The organism is Lentzea guizhouensis (assembly GCF_001701025.1).
Classification (GTDB): Bacteria; Actinomycetota; Actinomycetes; order Mycobacteriales; family Pseudonocardiaceae; genus Lentzea; species Lentzea guizhouensis.
Map to the genome: position 1 here is coordinate 823454 of NZ_CP016793.1, position 17887 is coordinate 841340.

19 protein-coding genes, 1 pseudogene and 1 riboswitch are annotated in these 17887 nt (G+C 70.0%); of the genes and pseudogenes, 6 read left to right on the forward strand and 14 right to left on the reverse strand.

Translation table 11 applies throughout. The annotated features are described in order from the left end of the window. Positions 1-57 precede the first annotated feature (57 nt). The 4 genes and pseudogenes from BBK82_RS56595 to BBK82_RS04305 all read left to right on the forward strand — a co-directional run. Positions 58-1323, forward strand: a pseudogene (locus BBK82_RS56595) (glycoside hydrolase family 3 protein); the annotation flags it as partial. A 94-nt stretch (positions 1324-1417) separates the two neighbouring features. Continuing rightward, positions 1418-2137 carry a glycoside hydrolase family 3 C-terminal domain-containing protein gene (locus BBK82_RS56600; RefSeq protein ID WP_418287500.1) on the forward strand — a complete coding sequence of 240 codons (720 nt, stop codon included), beginning with the start codon at positions 1418-1420 and terminating at the stop codon, positions 2135-2137. A 123-nt stretch (positions 2138-2260) separates the two neighbouring features. Further along, the gene (gene rpsT, locus BBK82_RS04300) at positions 2261-2527 is read left to right on the forward strand and encodes a 30S ribosomal protein S20 (protein ID WP_030468084.1); all 267 of its coding nucleotides are present in this window, start codon (positions 2261-2263) and stop codon (positions 2525-2527) included. An 81-nt stretch (positions 2528-2608) separates the two neighbouring features. Next, entirely contained in the window at positions 2609-3412 is an 804-nt protein-coding gene (locus BBK82_RS04305) for a class I SAM-dependent methyltransferase (RefSeq protein ID WP_154697056.1), read from the forward strand. Here the strand turns inward: BBK82_RS04305 and BBK82_RS04310 are convergent. After that, positions 3372-4757, reverse strand: coding sequence for a tetratricopeptide repeat protein (locus BBK82_RS04310; protein ID WP_154697057.1), 1386 nt, complete (start codon positions 4755-4757; stop codon positions 3372-3374). The two genes, BBK82_RS04305 and BBK82_RS04310, sit on opposite strands and share 41 nt — an antisense overlap. Between BBK82_RS04310 and BBK82_RS49720 the strand changes: the two genes are divergently transcribed. Further along, positions 4750-5325, forward strand: a complete 576-nt coding sequence (locus BBK82_RS49720; protein ID WP_154697058.1) for a hypothetical protein — start codon at positions 4750-4752, stop codon at positions 5323-5325. The two genes, BBK82_RS04310 and BBK82_RS49720, sit on opposite strands and share 8 nt — an antisense overlap. On the opposite strand, the gene holA is transcribed toward BBK82_RS49720, so the two are convergent. After that, positions 5322-6299 (reverse strand): DNA polymerase III subunit delta, encoded by a 978-nt coding sequence (gene holA, locus BBK82_RS04320; protein ID WP_065913836.1) that lies wholly within the window; start codon positions 6297-6299, stop codon positions 5322-5324. The two genes, BBK82_RS49720 and holA, sit on opposite strands and share 4 nt — an antisense overlap. Positions 6300-6377: 78 nt before the next feature. Next, a riboswitch (SAM riboswitch) is annotated at positions 6378-6500 on the forward strand. Between the two features lie 11 nt (positions 6501-6511). Here holA and thrC point away from each other — a divergent pair. Continuing rightward, positions 6512-7768, forward strand: coding sequence for a threonine synthase (gene thrC, locus BBK82_RS04325; RefSeq protein ID WP_065913837.1), 1257 nt, complete (start codon positions 6512-6514; stop codon positions 7766-7768). Between the two features lie 60 nt (positions 7769-7828). Here the strand turns inward: thrC and BBK82_RS04330 are convergent, their stop codons facing one another. From BBK82_RS04330 to BBK82_RS04380, 12 genes are all read right to left on the reverse strand, one after another. After that, positions 7829-10582, reverse strand: a complete 2754-nt coding sequence (locus BBK82_RS04330; RefSeq protein WP_083267773.1) for a DNA internalization-related competence protein ComEC/Rec2 — start codon at positions 10580-10582, stop codon at positions 7829-7831. Next, complete coding sequence (locus BBK82_RS04335) at positions 10561-10794, reverse strand: hypothetical protein (RefSeq protein ID WP_154697059.1); 234 nt, start codon at positions 10792-10794, stop codon at positions 10561-10563. Before BBK82_RS04335 ends, BBK82_RS04330 begins: the two co-directional genes overlap by 22 nt. Before the next feature lie 48 nt (positions 10795-10842). After that, positions 10843-11520: a ComEA family DNA-binding protein gene (locus tag BBK82_RS04340; protein ID WP_065913840.1), complete on the reverse strand. Its 678-nt coding sequence runs from the start codon at positions 11518-11520 to the stop codon at positions 10843-10845. Positions 11521-11607: 87 nt separating this feature from the next. After that, a complete protein-coding gene (locus BBK82_RS04345) occupies positions 11608-12501 on the reverse strand; it encodes a DegV family protein (RefSeq protein WP_065913841.1) in 894 nt (297 codons plus the stop codon). A 20-nt stretch (positions 12502-12521) separates the two neighbouring features. Continuing rightward, complete coding sequence (gene octT / locus BBK82_RS04350) at positions 12522-13271, reverse strand: diglucosylglycerate octanoyltransferase (protein WP_065913842.1); 750 nt, start codon at positions 13269-13271, stop codon at positions 12522-12524. Then, positions 13232-13837: a histidine phosphatase family protein gene (locus BBK82_RS04355; RefSeq protein WP_065913843.1), complete on the reverse strand. Its 606-nt coding sequence runs from the start codon at positions 13835-13837 to the stop codon at positions 13232-13234. Before BBK82_RS04355 ends, octT begins: the two co-directional genes overlap by 40 nt. Before the next feature lie 9 nt (positions 13838-13846). Then, positions 13847-14230, reverse strand: a complete 384-nt coding sequence (gene rsfS, locus BBK82_RS04360) for a ribosome silencing factor (RefSeq protein WP_045316502.1) — start codon at positions 14228-14230, stop codon at positions 13847-13849. 141 nt (positions 14231-14371) lie between these two features. Continuing rightward, entirely contained in the window at positions 14372-14575 is a 204-nt protein-coding gene (cspE, locus tag BBK82_RS04365; protein WP_053735596.1) for a transcription antiterminator/RNA stability regulator CspE, read from the reverse strand. Positions 14576-14660: 85 nt separating this feature from the next. Continuing rightward, positions 14661-15242: a nicotinate-nucleotide adenylyltransferase gene (gene nadD / locus BBK82_RS04370; RefSeq protein ID WP_071812526.1), complete on the reverse strand. Its 582-nt coding sequence runs from the start codon at positions 15240-15242 to the stop codon at positions 14661-14663. Between the two features lie 179 nt (positions 15243-15421). Next, positions 15422-16192, reverse strand: a complete 771-nt coding sequence (locus BBK82_RS04375; protein WP_335618043.1) for a cytochrome P450 — start codon at positions 16190-16192, stop codon at positions 15422-15424. Continuing rightward, entirely contained in the window at positions 16105-16590 is a 486-nt protein-coding gene (locus BBK82_RS56175) for a cytochrome P450 family protein (RefSeq protein ID WP_335618044.1), read from the reverse strand. The genes BBK82_RS04375 and BBK82_RS56175 overlap by 88 nt, the downstream gene beginning before the upstream one ends. 16 nt (positions 16591-16606) lie before the next feature. Beyond that, a complete protein-coding gene (locus BBK82_RS04380; protein ID WP_065913844.1) occupies positions 16607-17872 on the reverse strand; it encodes a glutamate-5-semialdehyde dehydrogenase in 1266 nt (421 codons plus the stop codon). Positions 17873-17887 lie beyond the last annotated feature (15 nt).

A 17887-nucleotide genomic window follows, 5' to 3' on the forward strand; every position in this document is an offset into this window, starting at 1 on the left:
GAGCGGCGGGTCGAGGACCTGCTGCGGAGGATGACGCTCGAGGAGAAGATCGGGCAGATGGCCCAGATCCGCGTCGGGAAGCTGCGCGGTGACTGCAACAACGTCAACGGACCGTTGGTGGACTCGTGCCTGAAGGCGGTCCTGGCGGACGCGCACGTCGGCTCGATCCTGTCCGGTGGTGGTGACGCGCCGTTGGAGAACACGCCGCGTGCGTGGGCCGAGATGAACAACGCGATCCAGCGCTATGCGTTGGAGAACAACAGGTTGAAGATCCCGATCATCTACGGCTCCGACGGCGTGCACGGGCACAACAACGTCATCTCCGCGACGATGTTCCCGCACCAGATCGGGCTCGGCGCGACGTGGAACCCCGGCCTGCAGGAGCAGATCGGTGTGTCCGCGTCGAAGGCGTTGCGCGCGACCGGCGTGTTCTGGAACTTCGCGCCCGTGTCCGACATCGCGCGTGACACGCGGTGGGGCCGTTACTACGAGACGTACAGCGAGGACCCGTTCCTGGCCGGGCAGCTGGCGGCGGCGAACGTGCGCGGGCAACAGTCCCATGTGGACGACACGGCGCAGTTGACCGCGACGGCCAAGCACTTCGCGGGCTACTCGGCGCCGGCGAACGGGCACGACCGCGGTGCCGCGCAGATTCCGGTGCGGCAGCTGCAGGACGTGGTGCTGCCGCCGTTCCAGGCGCAGTTCGACGCGGGCGTGAAGACCGTGATGATCAACTCCGGCTCGCTCAACGGGGTGCCGGTGCACGCGTCGAAGTACATGCTGCAGACGCAGCTGCGCGACAAGATGGGCTTCAAGGGCGTCGCGGTGTCGGACTGGCAGGACATGCGGTACCTGGTGGACCGGCACAAGATCGCGCCGGACTACAAGACCGCGATCGCGATGAGCGTCAACGCCGGCGTGGACATGGCGATGGAGCCGTCGAACGCGGCCGAGTTCACGTCGTTGCTGCTGGCGAACGTGCGCGACGGGTCGGTCTCGCGCGGGCGGATCGACCAGGCGGTGCGGCGGGTGCTGAAGCTCAAGTTCGACCTGGGGCTGTTCGAGAAGCCGTACGTGGACCCGGCGAAGGCCGACGGCAACGTGGTGAACGTGGACCGCTCGCTGGCGCGTCAGGCGGCCGCGGAGAGCACGGTGCTGCTGAAGAACGACGGCGTGCTGCCGTTGGACGCGGGCGCGGCGAAGAAGATCGTCGTGACCGGTGAGACCGCCGACGACGTGCGCCGTCAGCTCGGTGGCTGGACCGTCGAGTGGCAGGGCGTGCCGGAGGACTCACCGCTGCCGCCGACCGCGACCGTGCTGACCGGCGTGCGCGAGGCCGCTCCTGGCGCGTCGGTCGTGCACGCGCCGACCCAAGCCGCGGCGGTGGCCGAGCGGGGGTGCGGACGCGGTGGTCGTCGTGCTGGGCGAGAAGCCGGGCGCCGAGGGACCGGCCGACACCGAGAACCCGGTGCTGACGCCGGAGCAGCAGACGTGGGTCGACGCGGTGCAGGCGACCGGCAAGCCGGTGGTCGTGGTGCTGCTCACCGCCCGCCCTCAGGTGCTGGGTTCCGCCGCGGACGCGAACGCGCTGGTCGCGGGCTGGTTGCCGGGCAGCGAGGGCGGCCGGGCCATCGCCGACGTGCTGTTCGGCGCGGTGAACCCGAGCGGCAAGCTGCCGATCTCGTGGCCCAAGGCGCTGGGCGACCCGACACTGACCTACGACCAGCTGCCGGGCGCCAACACCGCGGCGAACGCCAAGTACGACCCGCTCTACGCCTTCGGGCACGGGCTGTCGTACACGTCGTTCACCACCTCCGCGGTGACCGCTTCGACCTCGCGCGGCGACGGCGTGGTGAAGTTCACGGTGGCGAACACCGGCGGGCGCGCGGGAACGGCGATCGTGCCGGTCCACGTGCGGCAACCGGCGTCCCCGGTGCTCACGCCCGACCTGCGGCTGGTGGGTTTCACCCGCGTGGAACTGGCCGCTGGGCAGTCGAAACAGGTCGAGGTGTCGTTCAAGCTGTCCCAGCTGGCGTTGACCGTCGGCGACGTGGACGGCTCCGGACGGCGTGAGGTCGCGCGCGGTGCGTACGAGGCCGTGGTGGGCGCGGACAAGGCCGGGTTCACGGTGCGCTGAGCTGGCCTGATATCCTTCGTCGTCGTGAACGCGCGGCGCTCCGCCGTGGAGGAGACCCAGTCGTTGGCTGGTGCCGACCAAGCGCGTCACGAACTCCGGTTTCGACACGAAGGGTGATGTCGCATGGCGAACATCAAGTCCCAGCTCAAGCGGATCAAGACCAACGAGAAGGCGCGCCTGCGCAACAAGTCGGTCAAGTCGTCCCTCAAGACGGCCATCCGCAAGTTCCGCGAGGCTGCCGAGGCCGGTGACAAGGCGAAGGCCCTGGAGCTGCTGCAGGACGCGTCCCGCAAGCTCGACAAGGCCGCCACCAAGGGCGTCATCCACGCCAACCAGGCCGCCAACAAGAAGTCGGCGATGGCGCTGCGCGCGAACCAGCTCGAGGGCTGATTCCGCTCACACTGAGCCGTCGAGAAGGGCCTGCTCCTCGTTGAGCGGGCCCTTCTTGCTGTTCTGGTAGGGATGGGGGTCATGGAGTCGCTCCCGCGCATTCACTTCGTCGAGCTCCACGACCTCGACCGGACGCCGCCCGTGTTGCGAACTCTGCACACGGAGTCCATCACGACCATCTACCGGCTCACGGACGCCGCCCGGGAGTACGCGCGGCCGTTGGCGCGTGCGTTGCGCGAGGGGGCCGATCCGCGGATCGTCGACCTGTGCGCCGGGTCCGGTGGGCCGGTGCCGCTCATCCAACGCCGGTTGCACCGCGAGGGCATCCACACGTCTGTGACGCTGACCGACCTCGTGCCGAACGTGGGCGCTTTTGAGCGCGTCGAGGCTTCGAACCGGCGCGTGCTGCCGTCGTGTTGTTCGGTGGACCACGAGTCGTCGTCAGTCGACGCGACCGACTGCCGGGTGCCTGGCACGCGCACGATCTACGGCGCCTTCCACCACTTCCCGCCTGCGTTGGCTCGTCGGATGCTGCAGAACGCCGTCGACACCCGATCGCCGATCGTCATCGTCGACACCAAGCGGTCGTGGCTGTACGTGCTGCTGTTCCCGTTCTTCACGACGCTGGCCGTGTTGCTGGCGGCGCCGTTCCAGCGCAATCCGTTGCCGCGGTACCTGTTGCGGCTGGTTTTGACGTACTTGGTGCCGGTGCTGCCGTTCATGATGTTCTTCGACAGCGTTGTGTCGTTCCTGCGCATGTACGGACGCGGCGAGCTGCGTTCCATGGTGGACGGTCTTGACGGCACCGAGTCGTTCACGTGGACCATCGGCGTCGAACGCGGCTTCACCGGGGCTCAGTACCTGATCGGGATCCCTCGTTCTTGAGCAGCCGGGCGCGGACGGTGTCGGCCTGCGGGTGGTCCAGGTAGTCGAGGATGGCCACCGAGTGCTGCCAGGCCGACTCGGCATCCGTCTGGCGCCCCATGGCCACGTAGGTGAGTCCCAGCTGGTCGAGAACGACCGCGACGTAGTAGTCGTCGCCCAGGTCGATGTCGATCTCCAACGACCGCTCGTGGTGCCGCACCGACTCGTCCCATCTGCCGAGCTTCCGGTACGCCGTGCCCAGCCACCGTTGCGCAGCGGCCTCGCCCTCGGTGTCCCCGGTGACGCGGTAGAGCTCCAACGCGGCCGTGCACCGCTCGACCGCCTGCTCGTGGTCGCCGCGTTCCAGGTCGCACCGCCCGATGATCCGCAGGGCGGCGGCCTGGCAGTTGAGCTGCCGCACGGTCTCCGCGAGCGACAACGCCTCGCGCGCAGCGGCGGCCGCGTCCTCGATCTGCCACCGCAGCAGGTGCAACGTGGCGATGGAGGTCAGGACGTCGGCCTCCTCGGCGGCACCGCCGAACTCGCGGAACAACCGAAGCGCGCTCTGGAACATGCCCTCGGCGTCGTGCTGCCGGTCCTGGCGCAACAACGTCCGTCCGAGCATCAGACAGGCCTTGGCCTCGGCGAACCAGTCGAGCCCGCTCAGGTAGTCCGTGATCGCCGGGACTTCCACACCGGGTCCTGCCGGCGGCACGGTGATGCGCAACCGCTGTGCCTTCAGCGCCACGTCAGCGGCCAACGCACCGTGCAGGTACGAGTCGACCATCCTGGTGCACGCCGCGAGCCGGTCCTGCTCGGTCTCCTCGGCCAGCAGGCCGGCGCTGTACTCGCGGAGCAGGTCGTGCAGCCGGAACCGGCCGGGCAGGTACTCCTCGACGAGGTTCGCCCGCAGCAGCTCCGCGAGCAGGGTCCGGCTCCGCGTCCCGATCAACGACGCCATCGCCGGCCACGCGATGTCCGCCCCGGTCATCAGCCCGAGATAGCGGAACAGTCGTTGTGCACCAGGCGAAAGCGTCTCGTACGACCACGAGAGCACCGCCCGCGCGGTGGTCCGGACATCGCCGGTGTCGAGTGCGTCCAGCAGCCGTCCCTCCGAGCGCAGCTGACGCACCAGGGTCCGCAGCGGGAACCGGTGCTGTGCGGCCTGCGCCGCGATGATCGCGAGTGCGAGCGGCAGACCCGCGCACATCGCCGCCAACTCCCCGACCGCGTCGTCCTCCGCCACACCGGCCGCACGGTCGGCGATGAGCACCCGCGCGTCGGACTGGCCGAGCAGCCCGAGCGCCACCCGGCGAACACCACCGTCGACCAGCAGACCGGTCAGCTCGGTGCGGCTTGTGATCACGGTGACGCAGTCCCGACCGGCTGGCAGCAACGGGCGAACTTGCTCCGCGTCGCGCGTTGTCCAGCACCACCAAGACCTTCCGGTCCGCGACGAGGCTGCGGTACAGGTTCACCTGGGCCGCGACATCCGGGCGGATGCGCTCTGGCGACACCCCGAACCCGTCGAGGAACCCGCGGACCGCCTCGGCGACCGCGACCGGCGGCTGGGACGGGTCGAACCCGCGCAGGTCGACGTAGAGCTGGCCGTCCGGGAAGTCATCGGCGACCTCTCGCGCCCACCGCAGGCACAGGGCGGTCTTGCCGACACCGGCCATTCCGATGATCACCATGACGCGCTCGGCACATGCGGCCATCTCGTCCAACTCGCCAGCACGCCCCACGATTTGTGCGGCTCCGTGCGGCAACTGGCGCGGCACGGTCAGCTCCGGTGCGTGGATGTGCACGCCACCGTGCACGGTCTGCGCCTGCACGACCGAGCCGTGAACAGTCCCGTGCACCACGTTGCCATCAACCACGACGTCGATGTTCGGGCGTTCGCAGGCGGCGGGCGACCGCCACGAGGGTGCTAGCGACGGCCGTGTGCGGCGACGATCCTCAGCACGGCGCGTTCCAGGGCGTAGTCGGCGTCGGCCGCCACGCCTTTCACGTCGGCGTTGAGGCCAGCGACCACATGCATCGCGTCGGCCAGCCCCGTCTGGTCCCAGCCGCGGGCCTGTGCCTGAGCTTTCTTGATCTTCCACGGCGGCATGCCGAGCGGGCCGGCGAGGCTGAACGGGTCGGCCCTGCCCACCGCGGACACGCGTGCGACCGTCCGCACCGCGTCCGCCAGGGCATCGGCGACCAGCACGTGTGGCACACCGAGCTGCATGGCCCAGCGCAGCGACTCCATCGCGCCCGCCCGGTCACCGGTGACGGCCTTCTCCGCGACGGCGAACCCGGTCACCTCGGCCTTGCCCTGGTGGTAGCGGCGGATCTCCTCGACCGTCACCTTGCCGTCGGTGTCGGAGACCAGCTGCGAGGCCGCCGCGGCGAGCTCGCGCAGGTTCGTGCCCACGGCGTCGATGAGCGTCGCCACCGCCTCGGGGTCGATCTTGCCGCCGGCCTGCCGCACCTCGTTGCGCACGAACGACTCGCGCTCGGCGGGCTTGGTGATCTTGGCGCACTCGGTGACCGCCGCGCCCGCCTTCTTGAGCTGACCCGGCAGGTCCTTGGCCGCCTTGCTGCGGCCACCACCGGTGTGCAGGACGACGAGCGTGACCCCGTCCGCGGGCGCCTTGAGGTAGGAGAGCACCGTGTCGGCGATCTCCTTGCTGATGTCCTGCGCGTTCTGCAGGACGATCACGCGGCCCTCGGCGAACAGCGACGGACTCACCAGCTCGGCCAGCTCCGGCGGCGTGAGATCGCTCACCTGCACACGGGTCAGGTCGGCGGTCGGATCGGCCGTGCGGGCTGCCTCGAGAGCCGCCCGAACTGCGCGTTCAACCAGCAACTCCTCCTCGCCGACGACGAGGTGCAGTGACTCCGGTGCGCTCACGCTCCGCATCCTCCCACGTCCCGGATCGTGGACGTCTGTGGCCGAGCAACGGACCGTTGCCGTAGCTTGAGAGCCACAACTGAACACCGCTCATCCAGAGGGGCAGAGGGACCGGCCCGAAGAAGCCCCGGCAACCGGCGTCAGCGCTACGCGCAGACGATCACGGTGCCAATTCCGACCCGTTTTCCACTTTCGCGGGAAAGATGAGGAGATACCTCGCGATGACTGCTGTCTCTGTGCCCACGAGCACCAAGTTCGACCTCGGCCCGGCCCGCGCGCTGCTGTGCCGCGAGTGCGGGAATGAGACTCCTCTCGCTCCGGAATACGCATGTCTGGAGTGTTTCGGGCCGCTGGAAGTGGCCTACGACTTCGGCAAGATCCGGCGCGAGGACATCGAAGCCGGCCCCAGGTCGATCTGGCGCTACCGCGGCCTCCTCCCCGTTCCGTCCACTGTGGAACAGCACCCGAACACCGACCCCGGCGGCACCCGCCTGGTCGAGGCCGACCGCCTCGCCAAGGCACTGGGCATCCGCAAGGTCTGGGTGAAGGACGACACCGGCAACCCCACCCACTCCTTCAAGGACCGCGTGGTCGGCGTGGCCCTGGCCGCCGCCCGCGAGCTCGGCTTCAAAGTCCTGGCCTGCCCCTCCACCGGCAACCTCGCCAACGCCGTCGCCGCAGCCGCCGCCCGCGCCGGCTGGGAGTCCGTCGTCCTGGTCCCCTCCTCCCTCGAACGCGCCAAGATCCTCATGAGCGCCGTCTACGAAGGCGCCCTCATCGCGGTCGACGGCAACTACGACGATGTCAACCGCCTGGCCCAGGAACTCGCCGCCGAGCACGAGGACTGGGCGTTCGTGAACGTCAACGTCCGCCCGTACTACGCGGAAGGCTCCAAGACCCTCGGCTACGAGGTCGCCGAACAGCTCGGCTGGCGCCTGCCCGACCAGATCGTCGTCCCGGTCGCCTCCGGCTCCCAGCTCACCAAGGTCGACAAGGCCTTCCGGGAGCTCGGCCAGCTCGACCTCGTCGAGGCCACCCCGTACCGCGTGTTCGGCGCCCAGGCCACCGGCTGCTCGCCGGTCGCCACCGCCTTCAAAGAAGGCCACGACGTCATCCGCCCGGTCCGCCCCGATACCATCGCCCGCTCCCTGGCGATCGGCGCCCCCGCCGACGGCCCGTACGTGCTCGACACGGTCCGCCGCACCAACGGCGCCATCGAGGACGTGACCGACGAAGAGGTCGTCGAGGGCATCAAGCTCCTCGCCCGCACCGAGGGCATCTTCGCCGAGACCGCCGGTGGCGTGACCGTGGCGACCGCGAAGAAGCTCGTCGAGACCGGGCAGATCGACCCCGACGGCGAGACCGTCCTGCTGATCACGGGTGACGGGCTGAAGACCCTGGACGCGCTCGGCGACACGATCGGACCGCGCGCGACGGTACCGCCGTCGGCGGAGGCCGTGCTCAAGGCGCTGGGCTGAGCCGTCAGCTGACCACCTCCTCCCGGGCCGGGGACGTTCGCGTCCCCGGCCCGCGTCGTCTCACAGGGCGATCGAGTCCGACTTCGTCCAGCCCGTGCGCGGGAACCGGCGCAGCTCCTCGTGCACGTGCGGCCCGACCGGCTCCACCTCCGCGCGCCAAGCCGTGATGCGTTGCGGCCACGGGGCTTCGCCCTTGAGAACGTTGTAGTGGTACTCGTGCCAGACGTTCGGGGCGATGCGCAGGCCGTCGTCGAACACGTGCTCCGCGACCAGGTCGTAGGCGGCCTCCGGGCTCTCGGCCTCGGTCGGCGGCAGGACGTGGGTGGTGCGCGCACGGTGGGTGATGGCGCGGGTGCCGTCGTCGAGTGTTTCGCAGAGGTAGTAGGCGAAATCGGGTTTGAGCTCGTCGTGCGGCCACGGGGTGGCGTGGTAACCGGGCTGCCACATGGCCCAGGCGAAGCCGGGGCTGCCGCCGGGGATCGGGTAGCGCGCGTTGTAGAGCCTGATCCAGGTCTGGTCCATCTCGGTTCTCCTCTTCCTTCGTACGACTCGGCTTCCTGGCAACACCGCCAGGTCGCCGTCCTTGTCCGTGCGCAACACGAGGGCGCCTCCCGCCCGCAGTGCGTCGATCACCTGCGGGCTCGGGTGGCCGTAGCGGTTGCCCGTGCCGACGCTCACCAGGGCGACCCGCGGCCGCACGCGTTTCAGGAACGCGGGCAACGAGTAGCGGGAACCGTGGTGAGGCACCTTGAGCACGTCGGCCTCCAGGTCCCGCTCCCCCAGCAACGCCGCCTGGCCTGCCAGTTCGACGTCACCGGTGAGCAGCACCCGGCCGGCCGGAGTGGTCGCGCGCAGCACGAGCGAGTAGTCGTTCACGACCGTGTTCGTCTCCGCGGCGACCGGCTGTCTTCGCGGCCCCAGCACCTCCAGTTCCAGTCCCGGCCAGGCGAATCGCTCGCCGGCCTTCGGTTCCACCACCCGCACGCCGCTCGCGTGCGCCTGTCTGCGGACCTCCCTCCACGCCCACTCCGGCTCCTTGAGCGGCCCCACGGCCACCGCCCCCACCGCACGCCCGGTGAGCGCCGCCTGCAAGCCGCCTATGTGGTCGGCGTGCAGGTGCGAGAGCACGATCAACGGGATCCGCTTGATCCCCAACGTCTTCAGGCACCGGTCGAGCGCGCCGGGATCGGGCCCGGTGTCGACCACCACCGCGCGGTCCGCCTCGGCCGTGGCCAGCACGAGCGCATCGCCCTGACCGACGTTGCAGCTGACGACCTTCCAACCGGCCGGCGGCCACATCGGCGCGATGGTGCGCATCGGCACCAACGCCACGAAGCCGCCCACGAGCACCGCAACCGTCAGCACTCGTGTCTTCTTGTTCCGCAGCAACAGGAAGACGACTGCGGTGACCACGACGAGCGCGAGCCCGCCGACCCAGCCCTCCGGCCAGCTCACCGCGGCACCCGGTACCGCCGCCGCGTGCCGGCCGACCAGGATCAGCCACGTCACCGCCGGTCCGGCGACGTGCACGACCACCTCGGCCGCGGGCGGGTACAGCGGCGCGACGGCCGCCGCCAGCACACCCAGCACCGTCGCCGGTGCCACCACCGGTGCGACGAGCAGGTTCGCGAGCACCGAGACCAGGCTGATCTGCCCGGACAACCCCACCACCAGCGGAGCCGTGGCGAGGCTGGCGACCGCCGGCACGGCGAGCGCCTCGGCGAACCCTTGCGGCACACCGCGTTCCTTCAGCTGACGCGCCCACCGCGGGGCGACGAGCACCAACGCCGCCGTCGCCGTGACGGACAACGCGAACCCCGGATCAGCACCCAGCGCCGGATCGATCAGCACCAAGGCCAGCACAGCCGTGGCCAGCGACGGCAGCGCCGAGCGTTCCCGGCCGAGGAACAGCGCCAGCAACGCGACGGCACCCATCACCGCGGCCCGCAGCACGCTGGGTTCGGGACCGGCCAAGACCACGAAGCAGACCAGTGCCACCAGCGCACCCACCGCCGCCTTGCGCGGACCGGTCTTCCGCAGCAGCAGGTAGACCGCGCCGCAGACGATGGCGAGGTTCGCGCCGCTCACCGCGAGCAGGTGCGCCAGGCCTGCCGTCCGGAACTCGTCGACGATGCGCGGCACCACGTGTTCGGTGTCGCCCACCACCAACGCGGGCAGCAGCCCCGCCTCCTCGGCGTCGAGGCTCGCGCTGGCCCTGCTCAGACCGTCTCTGAGGTGGTCGGCCCAGCGTTGCCAGGCCGGTGGCGGCCGTGGGTCGACCGGCGGACCGCGCACTCGGAGCAGGGCTGAGGTGAGATCACCCGGCCTGGGCGGCGCGAGCGAGCCCTTGACCGTGACCTCCTGGCCCGGCACCAGGTCTCGCCACTTCTCGGCCGGCGCCAGGATGACGATGGTGGCGCCGTTCGCCGTCGCGGTGATGACGACGTGGTCCACGCCCGCCTGGTGACCGCCGAACCCCGCCGCCCGGATGCCTCGTGGTCGCGTGCTGAGCTCCGCGGTCAGCGTGGTGGAGCGGCCTTCGTCGGCGGCCAGCCGAAGCGGGTGCGTCTCGGCCCTCAGGACGTTGCCGCCGACCCAGGCCCCGGCCATCGGGCCGGAGAGCAGGAGGGCGATCGCGCAGGTCTTCGGCCACCAGGCCCTGCGCCAGGCGGCCAGGCCGATCCCACCGGTGAGAAGTCCGATGAGGACCGCCGCCTGCCAGCTGAGGAAGAGGCCGGCCAGAGCGGTCGCCCACACCGCGGTGGCCGCGGGGACCAGGCGGTAGTCGTGGGTCACCGGGTGTCTGCGGGCCATGGCCTCTCCTTCTCGGGAGAGGCTTCGGCGGCGGGATCACGACCGGCCACGACACGCTTCCGGACCCTGCGGTGTGGCAGACCGTTCGGGAAGAACTCGCGCACGGTCACGACCGGGGTGCGCAGGCTCTCCCAGGACGCCAGCAGGCCGGGCCGGGCGTACTGGTGCCAGATGAGATCGGGTTCGGGCATGACAACGGGACGAGTAGGCATGGGAGGTCCTCTCGATGAGGTGAGGTGGAGCAGCGAGGCGCCGGTACGTCAGGTGTGGACGAGGTCGGCGAGCTTGGAGAGTTTGGTGTCGCCTATGCCTTCGACGTCGCGGAGCTCGTCGACGGAGGCGAAGGGGCCCTTGCGGGTGCGGTGGTCGACGATGCGCTGGGCGGTGACGGGGCCGACACCGGGCAGCGAGTCGAGATCGGTGGCCGAAGCGGTGTTCAGGTTGAGCTTGGTGGGCACGACGGCCGCCGGCGGGGGCGGGATGCCGACGGCGATCTGCTCGCCGTCGACGAGTTTGCGGGCGAGGTTGAGGCCGTGCAGGTCGGTGCCGGGGCGGATGCCGCCCGCGAGGCGCAGGGCGTCGGCGACGCGGGCGCCGGAGGTGGCGGTGACCAGGCCGGGGGTGACGACCTCGCCGATCACGTTCACGACGAGCTCCGGCGCCGGGGCGCTGGTGCTGACCAGGGCCAGGTCGGGTGCCGGTTCGGCGGCCGGGCGCTGGAGCCAGGTGGACAGGCCGATCACCGTGCAGGCGACCGCGACGCCGAGCGCCAGCAGGCCGCGGCGAGGCACGCGGGGCAGGCGGAAGCGGCGACCGTGGCCGTGTTCGGTCGAGTCGGCGGAGTTCGCGTAGACGAGGGTCGGGTCGGCACGGACCTTGGCGGCCAGTGCGGCCAGGCGTTCGCTCGGGCTGTCGTCCGGGTGGGGGCGGGGGAGCATGGGAGCGAAGTTACGGAGTGGGAGGGGTGGGGAGAGCGGGGGAAGTGCTGGGCTGTGGATTACTCGCGGGTTGTGGACAGGTCGCGATCACTCACCGCTCGGGGACGCGGAATTGTCGGGGGTCTGTGGGAGGATGTCCGGTCCTCCGGGCAGCACCACGACGCCCAGCACGCCGGGACCCGTGTGCGCACCGATCACCGCGCCCACCTCCGAGATCACGCACCCGGTCGAGCCGGCCAGCCGTTCGTCCAGGCGGGTGGCCAGCTCAGCGGCACGTTCCGGGGCAGCCAGGTGGTGCACGGCGAGGCCGACGGGACCATCGCCCGCCGCCGCGGCCGCGAGGTCCACCAGGCGCCCGACGGCCCGGCTCATCGTGCGCACCTTCTCCAGCGGCACGATCCGGCCGTCGTCGACGTGCAGCAGCGGCTTCACGGCCAGCGCGGTCCCCACCAGAGCCGCGGTCGCACCGATCCGCCCACCCCGGCGCAGGTGGTCCAGGGTCTCGACGCAGAAGAACATCCTGGTCTCGGCGGCCGCGGAGGTGGCGGCGTCCTCGACCTCGGCAGCCGACCGGCCGGCGGTGACCGCGGCGCACGCCCGCAGCACGGCGAACCCGAGCCCCATGCCGGCCGAGCGCGAGTCGACCACCCGGATTCGCGACGGATCGATCTCCTCCGCAGCGAGCCGAGCCGCCTCCCACGTTCCGGAGAGCTCACGCGAGAGATGAACGGACACAATCGCGTCGGACGACGACAACACGTCCCGATACACGTCCGCCATCTCGCCGGGCGTAGGACGCGATGTGGTCACACGGCGGTGCTCCGCCAACGCACCCGCCAGCTCAGCAGGGCCGAAGTCGACGCCGTCGAGACGTCCGGCACCGTCCACCGCCACGTGCAACGGCACCACGGTGATCGAATGGCGCTGCGCGAACCCCTCGGGCAGATAAGCCGTGGAGTCGGTGACGATGGAGATGCGCACGAGCGACGAGCCTACGGCCCTCACTCCTCCGTGTGATTGACCGCCACGGACGAGATGAGTTCGGCCATCGCCTTGCCCACCAGTTCGTGCCCTTCCCAGCCCCAGTGCATCCCATCGGGGTTGCCGGCACCCGACCGGACGTGCGGTCCGACCACCGAGGGCAGGTCCAGCAACGGCACATCCGCACGTGCGGCCCACCCACGCACAGCCCGCACCGCAGCCGCGTGTCCAGAGTGCACATATGCGTACGACTCGGCCCGATGCACCGACGGCACCATCCCGACCGCGGGCATCGTGTACTGAAGATTGCGCACCGACTGCAGCGAATCACGCAGATAACGGGCCGTCAGCGCAGGAGGAAGAGCAACGCGCGCGTACGGCGCCAACAGCGGCTGCACAGCGATGTACCGCGCACGCACCCATCGTCGTAACCAGTCGGGCCGCACATACCGCAACCCCTCGCGCAGGTATGTCGGCAACGGCGACGGCAGCGTGTCCATGCTGCCCACCGCGAACACCAACACGTCCGTCGACGGCAGCAACGACCAAATCCGCGGATCCCCGGTCAACGCCCACCAGGCGTCCCGCGCCGTCCACCCGAACCCGGCCGCCAGCTCCGCCGAACCACCCAGAGCAGCGGCACAGATGTTGTGCCACAACCGCGGGTGATCAGCGGGCAGCGGCCCCGAGGGCCCGAAGAACGACAGCGAGTCCCCGAGGACGAGCAGTCTCAACGCGTGGTGCCCGCGTTGTACGACGAGAGCCGCCACCGGTCGTTGCGCCGGGTGAACACGGTCCAGTGGCAGTTCGAGATCCCGCCGAGCTGCGACCAGTTCGCGACCGGCAGTTCGAGCAACCGCCCGGTCAAAGCGCTGATCAGCCCACCGTGCGCGCACAGCAGGGCGGTCTGCGAGAACTCCGCGTCGACCTCCTGCACGACCTTGATCGCCCGCTCGGCCACCTCGACGCGCGACTCGCCGTCCGGCGGCGTGTACGTCGGGTCGGTGCGCCACACGGTGACCGCGCCCGGCCACTCCTGCTCCACCTCGGCCGTGGTCAGCCCCTGCCACTTGCCCAGGTGCGTCTCGCGCAGGCGTTCGTCGATGCGCAACGGCACTTCCGCGGACGTGGTGAACACACGCGCCGTCTCGCGCGCACGTTGCAGATCGGAGGCCACCACGATCTCCGGTTCGAACCCGGCGAGCACCGGGACGGCGAACCTGGCCTGGTTCAAGCCGGTCTCGGTGAGCGCCGAGTCCAGGTGCCCCTGCAGACGGCCGGTCGCGTTGTAGTCGGTCTCACCGTGCCGCCACAGCACGAGCCGGCTCAGGGCCATCAGCTACCTCTATTCAGCCGTGGAGTCGGCGGGGACGTCCGCTTCGAACTCGATGCGCGGGCAGTCCTTCCACAACCGCTCCAGGCCGTAGAAGCTGCGCTCCTCCGTGTGCTGCACGTGCACGACGACGTCCACGAAGTCCAGCAGCACCCAACGGCCCTCGCGGGCTCCTTCGCGGCGCACCGGCTTCGTGCCGGCCTCCCGCAGCTTCTCCTCGATGTTGTCGACGATCGCGCCGACCTGCCGCTCGTTCGGAGCGGACGCGATCACGAACACGTCGGTGATCACGAGCTGGTCGGAGACGTCGAGCACCGTAACGTCGTGCGCCTTCTTGTCGGCCGCTGCGTTCGCCGCGACCAGCGCCAGCCGTCGTGCCTCGTCGGTGGCTGCCACGTCACTCCTCTGACTTCCGGCGGGCGTCGATACGCCCACACGAGTTACTGAGGGTACCGGCGCCTGCCAACTGGTAGTGCGCACGCACGCATGACGAAGGCCACCTCAGCGCCCTGAGGTGGCCTTCACCTGCGCCGATGCTTAGATCGGGCGGACCTGCTGGGCCTGCGGGCCCTTCTGGCCCTGGCCGACCTCGAACTCGACCTTCTGGTTCTCCTCGAGCGAGCGGAAACCCTTGGACTGGATCTCCGAGTAGTGCACGAAGACGTCAGCCGAGCCGTCGTCGGGGGCGATGAAGCCGAACCCCTTCTCGGCGTTGAACCACTTCACGGTGCCTGTAGCCAAAGTCTTGCCTTCCACGAACCAGCAACAACCCGTCGATTGTTGCTCCCCGAGACCGAGGATGCACGCAAAATCCACTCGAACGTGATTACGACTCGGAGTACAAGCCCGTCTTGGCGATGTACTGGACCACCCCGTCCGGAACCAGGTACCACACCGGCTGACCTGAGGCGGTGCGGGCGCGGCAGCCCGTGGAGGAGATCGCCATGGCCGGGACCTCGACCAACGACACGGCTCCCGGCGGTAGGTGGTGGTCGTTCAGCGTGTAGCCCGGACGGGTGACTCCGATGAAATGGGCCAACGCGAACGCGTCCGCCGCGCGTTTCCAGGACAGGATCTGCTCGAGGGCGTCCGCGCCGGTGATGAAGAACAGGTCGGCGTTCGGGTACTGCGCCTTCAGGTCCGTGAGCGTGTCCACGGTGTAGGTGGGGCCGTCGCGGTCGATGTCCACGCGACTGACCGAGAACCGGGGGTTGGACGCCGTGGCGATGACCGTCATCAGATAGCGGTCCTCCGCCGGCGACACCTCGCGCGACGCCTTCTGCCAGGGCTGACCCGTCGGCACGAAGATCACGCGGTCCAGGTCGAACCTCGCCTGCACCTCGCTCGCGGCCACGAGGTGACCGTGGTGGATGGGGTCGAACGTGCCACCCATGACGCCGATGCGCATCGAATCAGCGTAGACGGGCGCCGGACCGCTCCCGAGATCCGGCGCCCGTCGTGCTGATCACACCGCACGGCCCAGGGGGAGGACGGGCCGTACGGGTCGCGGCCCACCCCGAAGCAGAGCCGCGCACCTGAGGAACGCACCCGCCACTCCCCCGTGACGCGACTCCGCCAAGATTTTCCTCACCAGCTCACCCGTAGCCGGATCGGGCCCCTGACCAGCGATCCCTTCCGGAACTCGACGGGTTCGACCAGGCGCAGACCCGGCATCCGGCGCAACACCGCCGCCAACGCCACGTGCAGCTCCATCCTGGCGAGCTGCGAACCGAGGCAGAAGTGGATGCCGTGCCCGAACTGCATGTGCTGGCCGACCTCTCGATCGACGTCCAGCTCGCCGCTGTTCGGGTAGACGGACTCGTCCCGGTTGGCCGACGACACCACGACGAGCAGGGCGTCACCCTCCTTGACCTGCGCGTTGCCGACCTGGACGTCCTCGGTCGCGATGCGCGGGAAGCCGGCACCGCTGCCGAGCGGGACGAACCGGAGCAGCTCCTCGACCGCGCCGGGGACGGCCGCGGGGTCGTCGAGCAGGCGTTGCCACGCGTCCGGGCGTTCCAGCAGCGTGATGACGCTGTTGCCGAGCATGTTGGCCGTGGTCTCGTGACCCGCGACCAGCAACGTGATGCCGAACCGGACGAGCTCGTCCTCGCTGAGCCGGTCATCGTTGTCACGGGCGGCGACGAGTGCGCTGTACAGGTCGTCCGTGGGGTGCGCACGGCGTTTCGCGACAAGTGCGGTGAAGTAGGCGTGGAGCTTCGTCATGCCTTCCAGCGCTGCTTGCGGGGTGTCGTTGCCGACCGTGCCCATCACCTGGTCCGACCAGCCGCGGAACTCGGCGCGGTCCTCGAAGGGCACGCCGAGCAGCTCGCAGATGATCGTGACCGGGAACGGCATCGTGAAGCCTCGACCAGGTCACCGGGGTTGTCCAGGCGGTCGAGCAGGTCCTCGGTGATCTCCTGGGCGCGCGGCCGCAGTTCCTCGATCCGCCGCACCGTGAACGCCTTCGACACAAGCCGGCGCATGCGCGCGTGGTCCTCGCCGTCGGAGGTGAGGATCGACCCGCCCGGCGCGATGAGGGGCTGCATCCTCGGCACGTCCTGGTTGATCGTGCGCGCACGGCTGAACCGCGGGTCGCCCAGGACGAACTTGGTCTCGTCGTACGACGTGACGAGCCAGCCCTCGCCGCCGTAGGGGAACGTCACGCGCGTGACCGGCTCGTCACGCCGTAACCGTTCATAGGTCGGATCGAGGGCTAGGCCGTCAGGTTCGGAGAACGGGTAGGTGGGAGCCATACCTCCGAAGGTAGAGCTACGCCTTGGGACGCGTGTGTCCTTCGCCCCACGCGACCCATTTCGTGGACGTCAGCTCGGTCAGGCCCATCGGACCGCGCGCGTGCAGCTTCTGCGTGGAGATGCCGATCTCCGCACCCATGCCGAACTCCGCGCCATCAGTGAACGCGGTGGAGGCGTTGACGAACACCGCCGCGGCGTCCACACGAGCCGTGAACTTGCGCGCCGCCGCGACGTCGTTCGTCACGATGGCCTCGCTGTGCCCGGAGCCGTACTGCGCGATGTGCTTCACCGCGTCGTCGAGAGAGCCGACCACCCTCGCGGCGATGTCGAGGCTCAGGTACTCGGTGCCCCAGTCGTCGTCGGTCGCCGCTTCGACGTTCGGCTGCTGGGCGAACTGCTCGTCGCCGTGAACGGTCACGTCCTCCTGCTGCAACGCCTTGGTGATGCGCGGGACGAACTGCGCGGCCACGTCCTTGTGCACGAGCAGGGACTCCGCCGCGTTGCACACGCTGGTGCGCCGGGTCTTGGAGTTGAGGACGATGCTCTCGGCCATGTCCAGGTCGGCGTGCGCGTCCACGTAGACGTGGCAGTTGCCGACGCCGGTCTCGATCGTGGGAACGGTCGCCTGCTCCACGACGGCGTTGATCAGACCGGAGCCGCCGCGCGGGATCACCAGGTCGACCAGGCCGCGCGCGGTGATCAGGTGCGTGACGGACGCGCGGTCGTGGCACGGCAGCAGCTGCACGCAGTCGGCCGGCAAGTTCACGCTTTCGAGTGCATCGCGCAGAACGGCGACGAGCGTCGTGTTCGAGTGTTCGGCGGTCGAGGAACCACGCAGCAGCGCGGCGTTGCCCGACTTCAGCGCGAGACCGGCGGCGTCGACCGTGACGTTCGGGCGGCCCTCGTAGACCATGCCGACGACGCCCATCGGGACGCGGACCTGCTTGAGCTCCAGCCCGTTCGGCAGGATCGAGCCGCGCACCACCTCGCCGACCGGGTCGGCAAGTCCCGCAACGGTTTCCAGGCCGTTGGCCACAGCGTCGACCCGCGCTTCGGTCAGCGTGAGGCGGTCGAGGATGTTCTCCGGCAGACCGGCGGCCCTGCCCGCTTCGAGGTCCTTCTGGTTGGCCTCGAGGATCTCCGGCGCGCGGTTGCGGAGGGCGGCGGCCATCTCGTGCAGCGCAGCGTCCTTGCGCTCACGGGTGGCGAGGACGAGTTCGTCGGCGGCGACGCGGGCGCGGCGGGCTGCGGCGTGCACCTGGTCGCGCAGGTCTTCAGTCACCCTTCACACCTTACG

Bases quoted from the DNA above. Each gene is read 5' to 3' on its own strand.
- rpsT (WP_030468084.1), top strand. From the start codon at position 2,261: ATGGCGAACATCAAGTCCCAGCTCAAGCGGATCAAGACCAACGAGAAG.
- BBK82_RS04305 (WP_154697056.1), top strand. From the start codon at position 2,609: ATGGAGTCGCTCCCGCGCATTCACTTCGTCGAGCTCCACGACCTCGAC.
- holA (WP_065913836.1), bottom strand. From the start codon at position 6,299: ATGCGGAGCGTGAGCGCACCGGAGTCACTGCACCTCGTCGTCGGCGAG.
- thrC (WP_065913837.1), top strand. From the start codon at position 6,512: ATGACTGCTGTCTCTGTGCCCACGAGCACCAAGTTCGACCTCGGCCCG.
- BBK82_RS04330 (WP_083267773.1), bottom strand. From the start codon at position 10,582: ATGGCCCGCAGACACCCGGTGACCCACGACTACCGCCTGGTCCCCGCG.
- BBK82_RS04335 (WP_154697059.1), bottom strand. From the start codon at position 10,794: ATGCCTACTCGTCCCGTTGTCATGCCCGAACCCGATCTCATCTGGCAC.
- BBK82_RS04340 (WP_065913840.1), bottom strand. From the start codon at position 11,520: ATGCTCCCCCGCCCCCACCCGGACGACAGCCCGAGCGAACGCCTGGCC.
- BBK82_RS04355 (WP_065913843.1), bottom strand. From the start codon at position 13,837: ATGGCCCTGAGCCGGCTCGTGCTGTGGCGGCACGGTGAGACCGACTAC.
- nadD (WP_071812526.1), bottom strand. From the start codon at position 15,242: ATGCGCATCGGCGTCATGGGTGGCACGTTCGACCCCATCCACCACGGT.
- BBK82_RS04375 (WP_335618043.1), bottom strand. From the start codon at position 16,192: ATGCCGTTCCCGGTCACGATCATCTGCGAGCTGCTCGGCGTGCCCTTC.
- BBK82_RS56175 (WP_335618044.1), bottom strand. From the start codon at position 16,590: ATGGCTCCCACCTACCCGTTCTCCGAACCTGACGGCCTAGCCCTCGAT.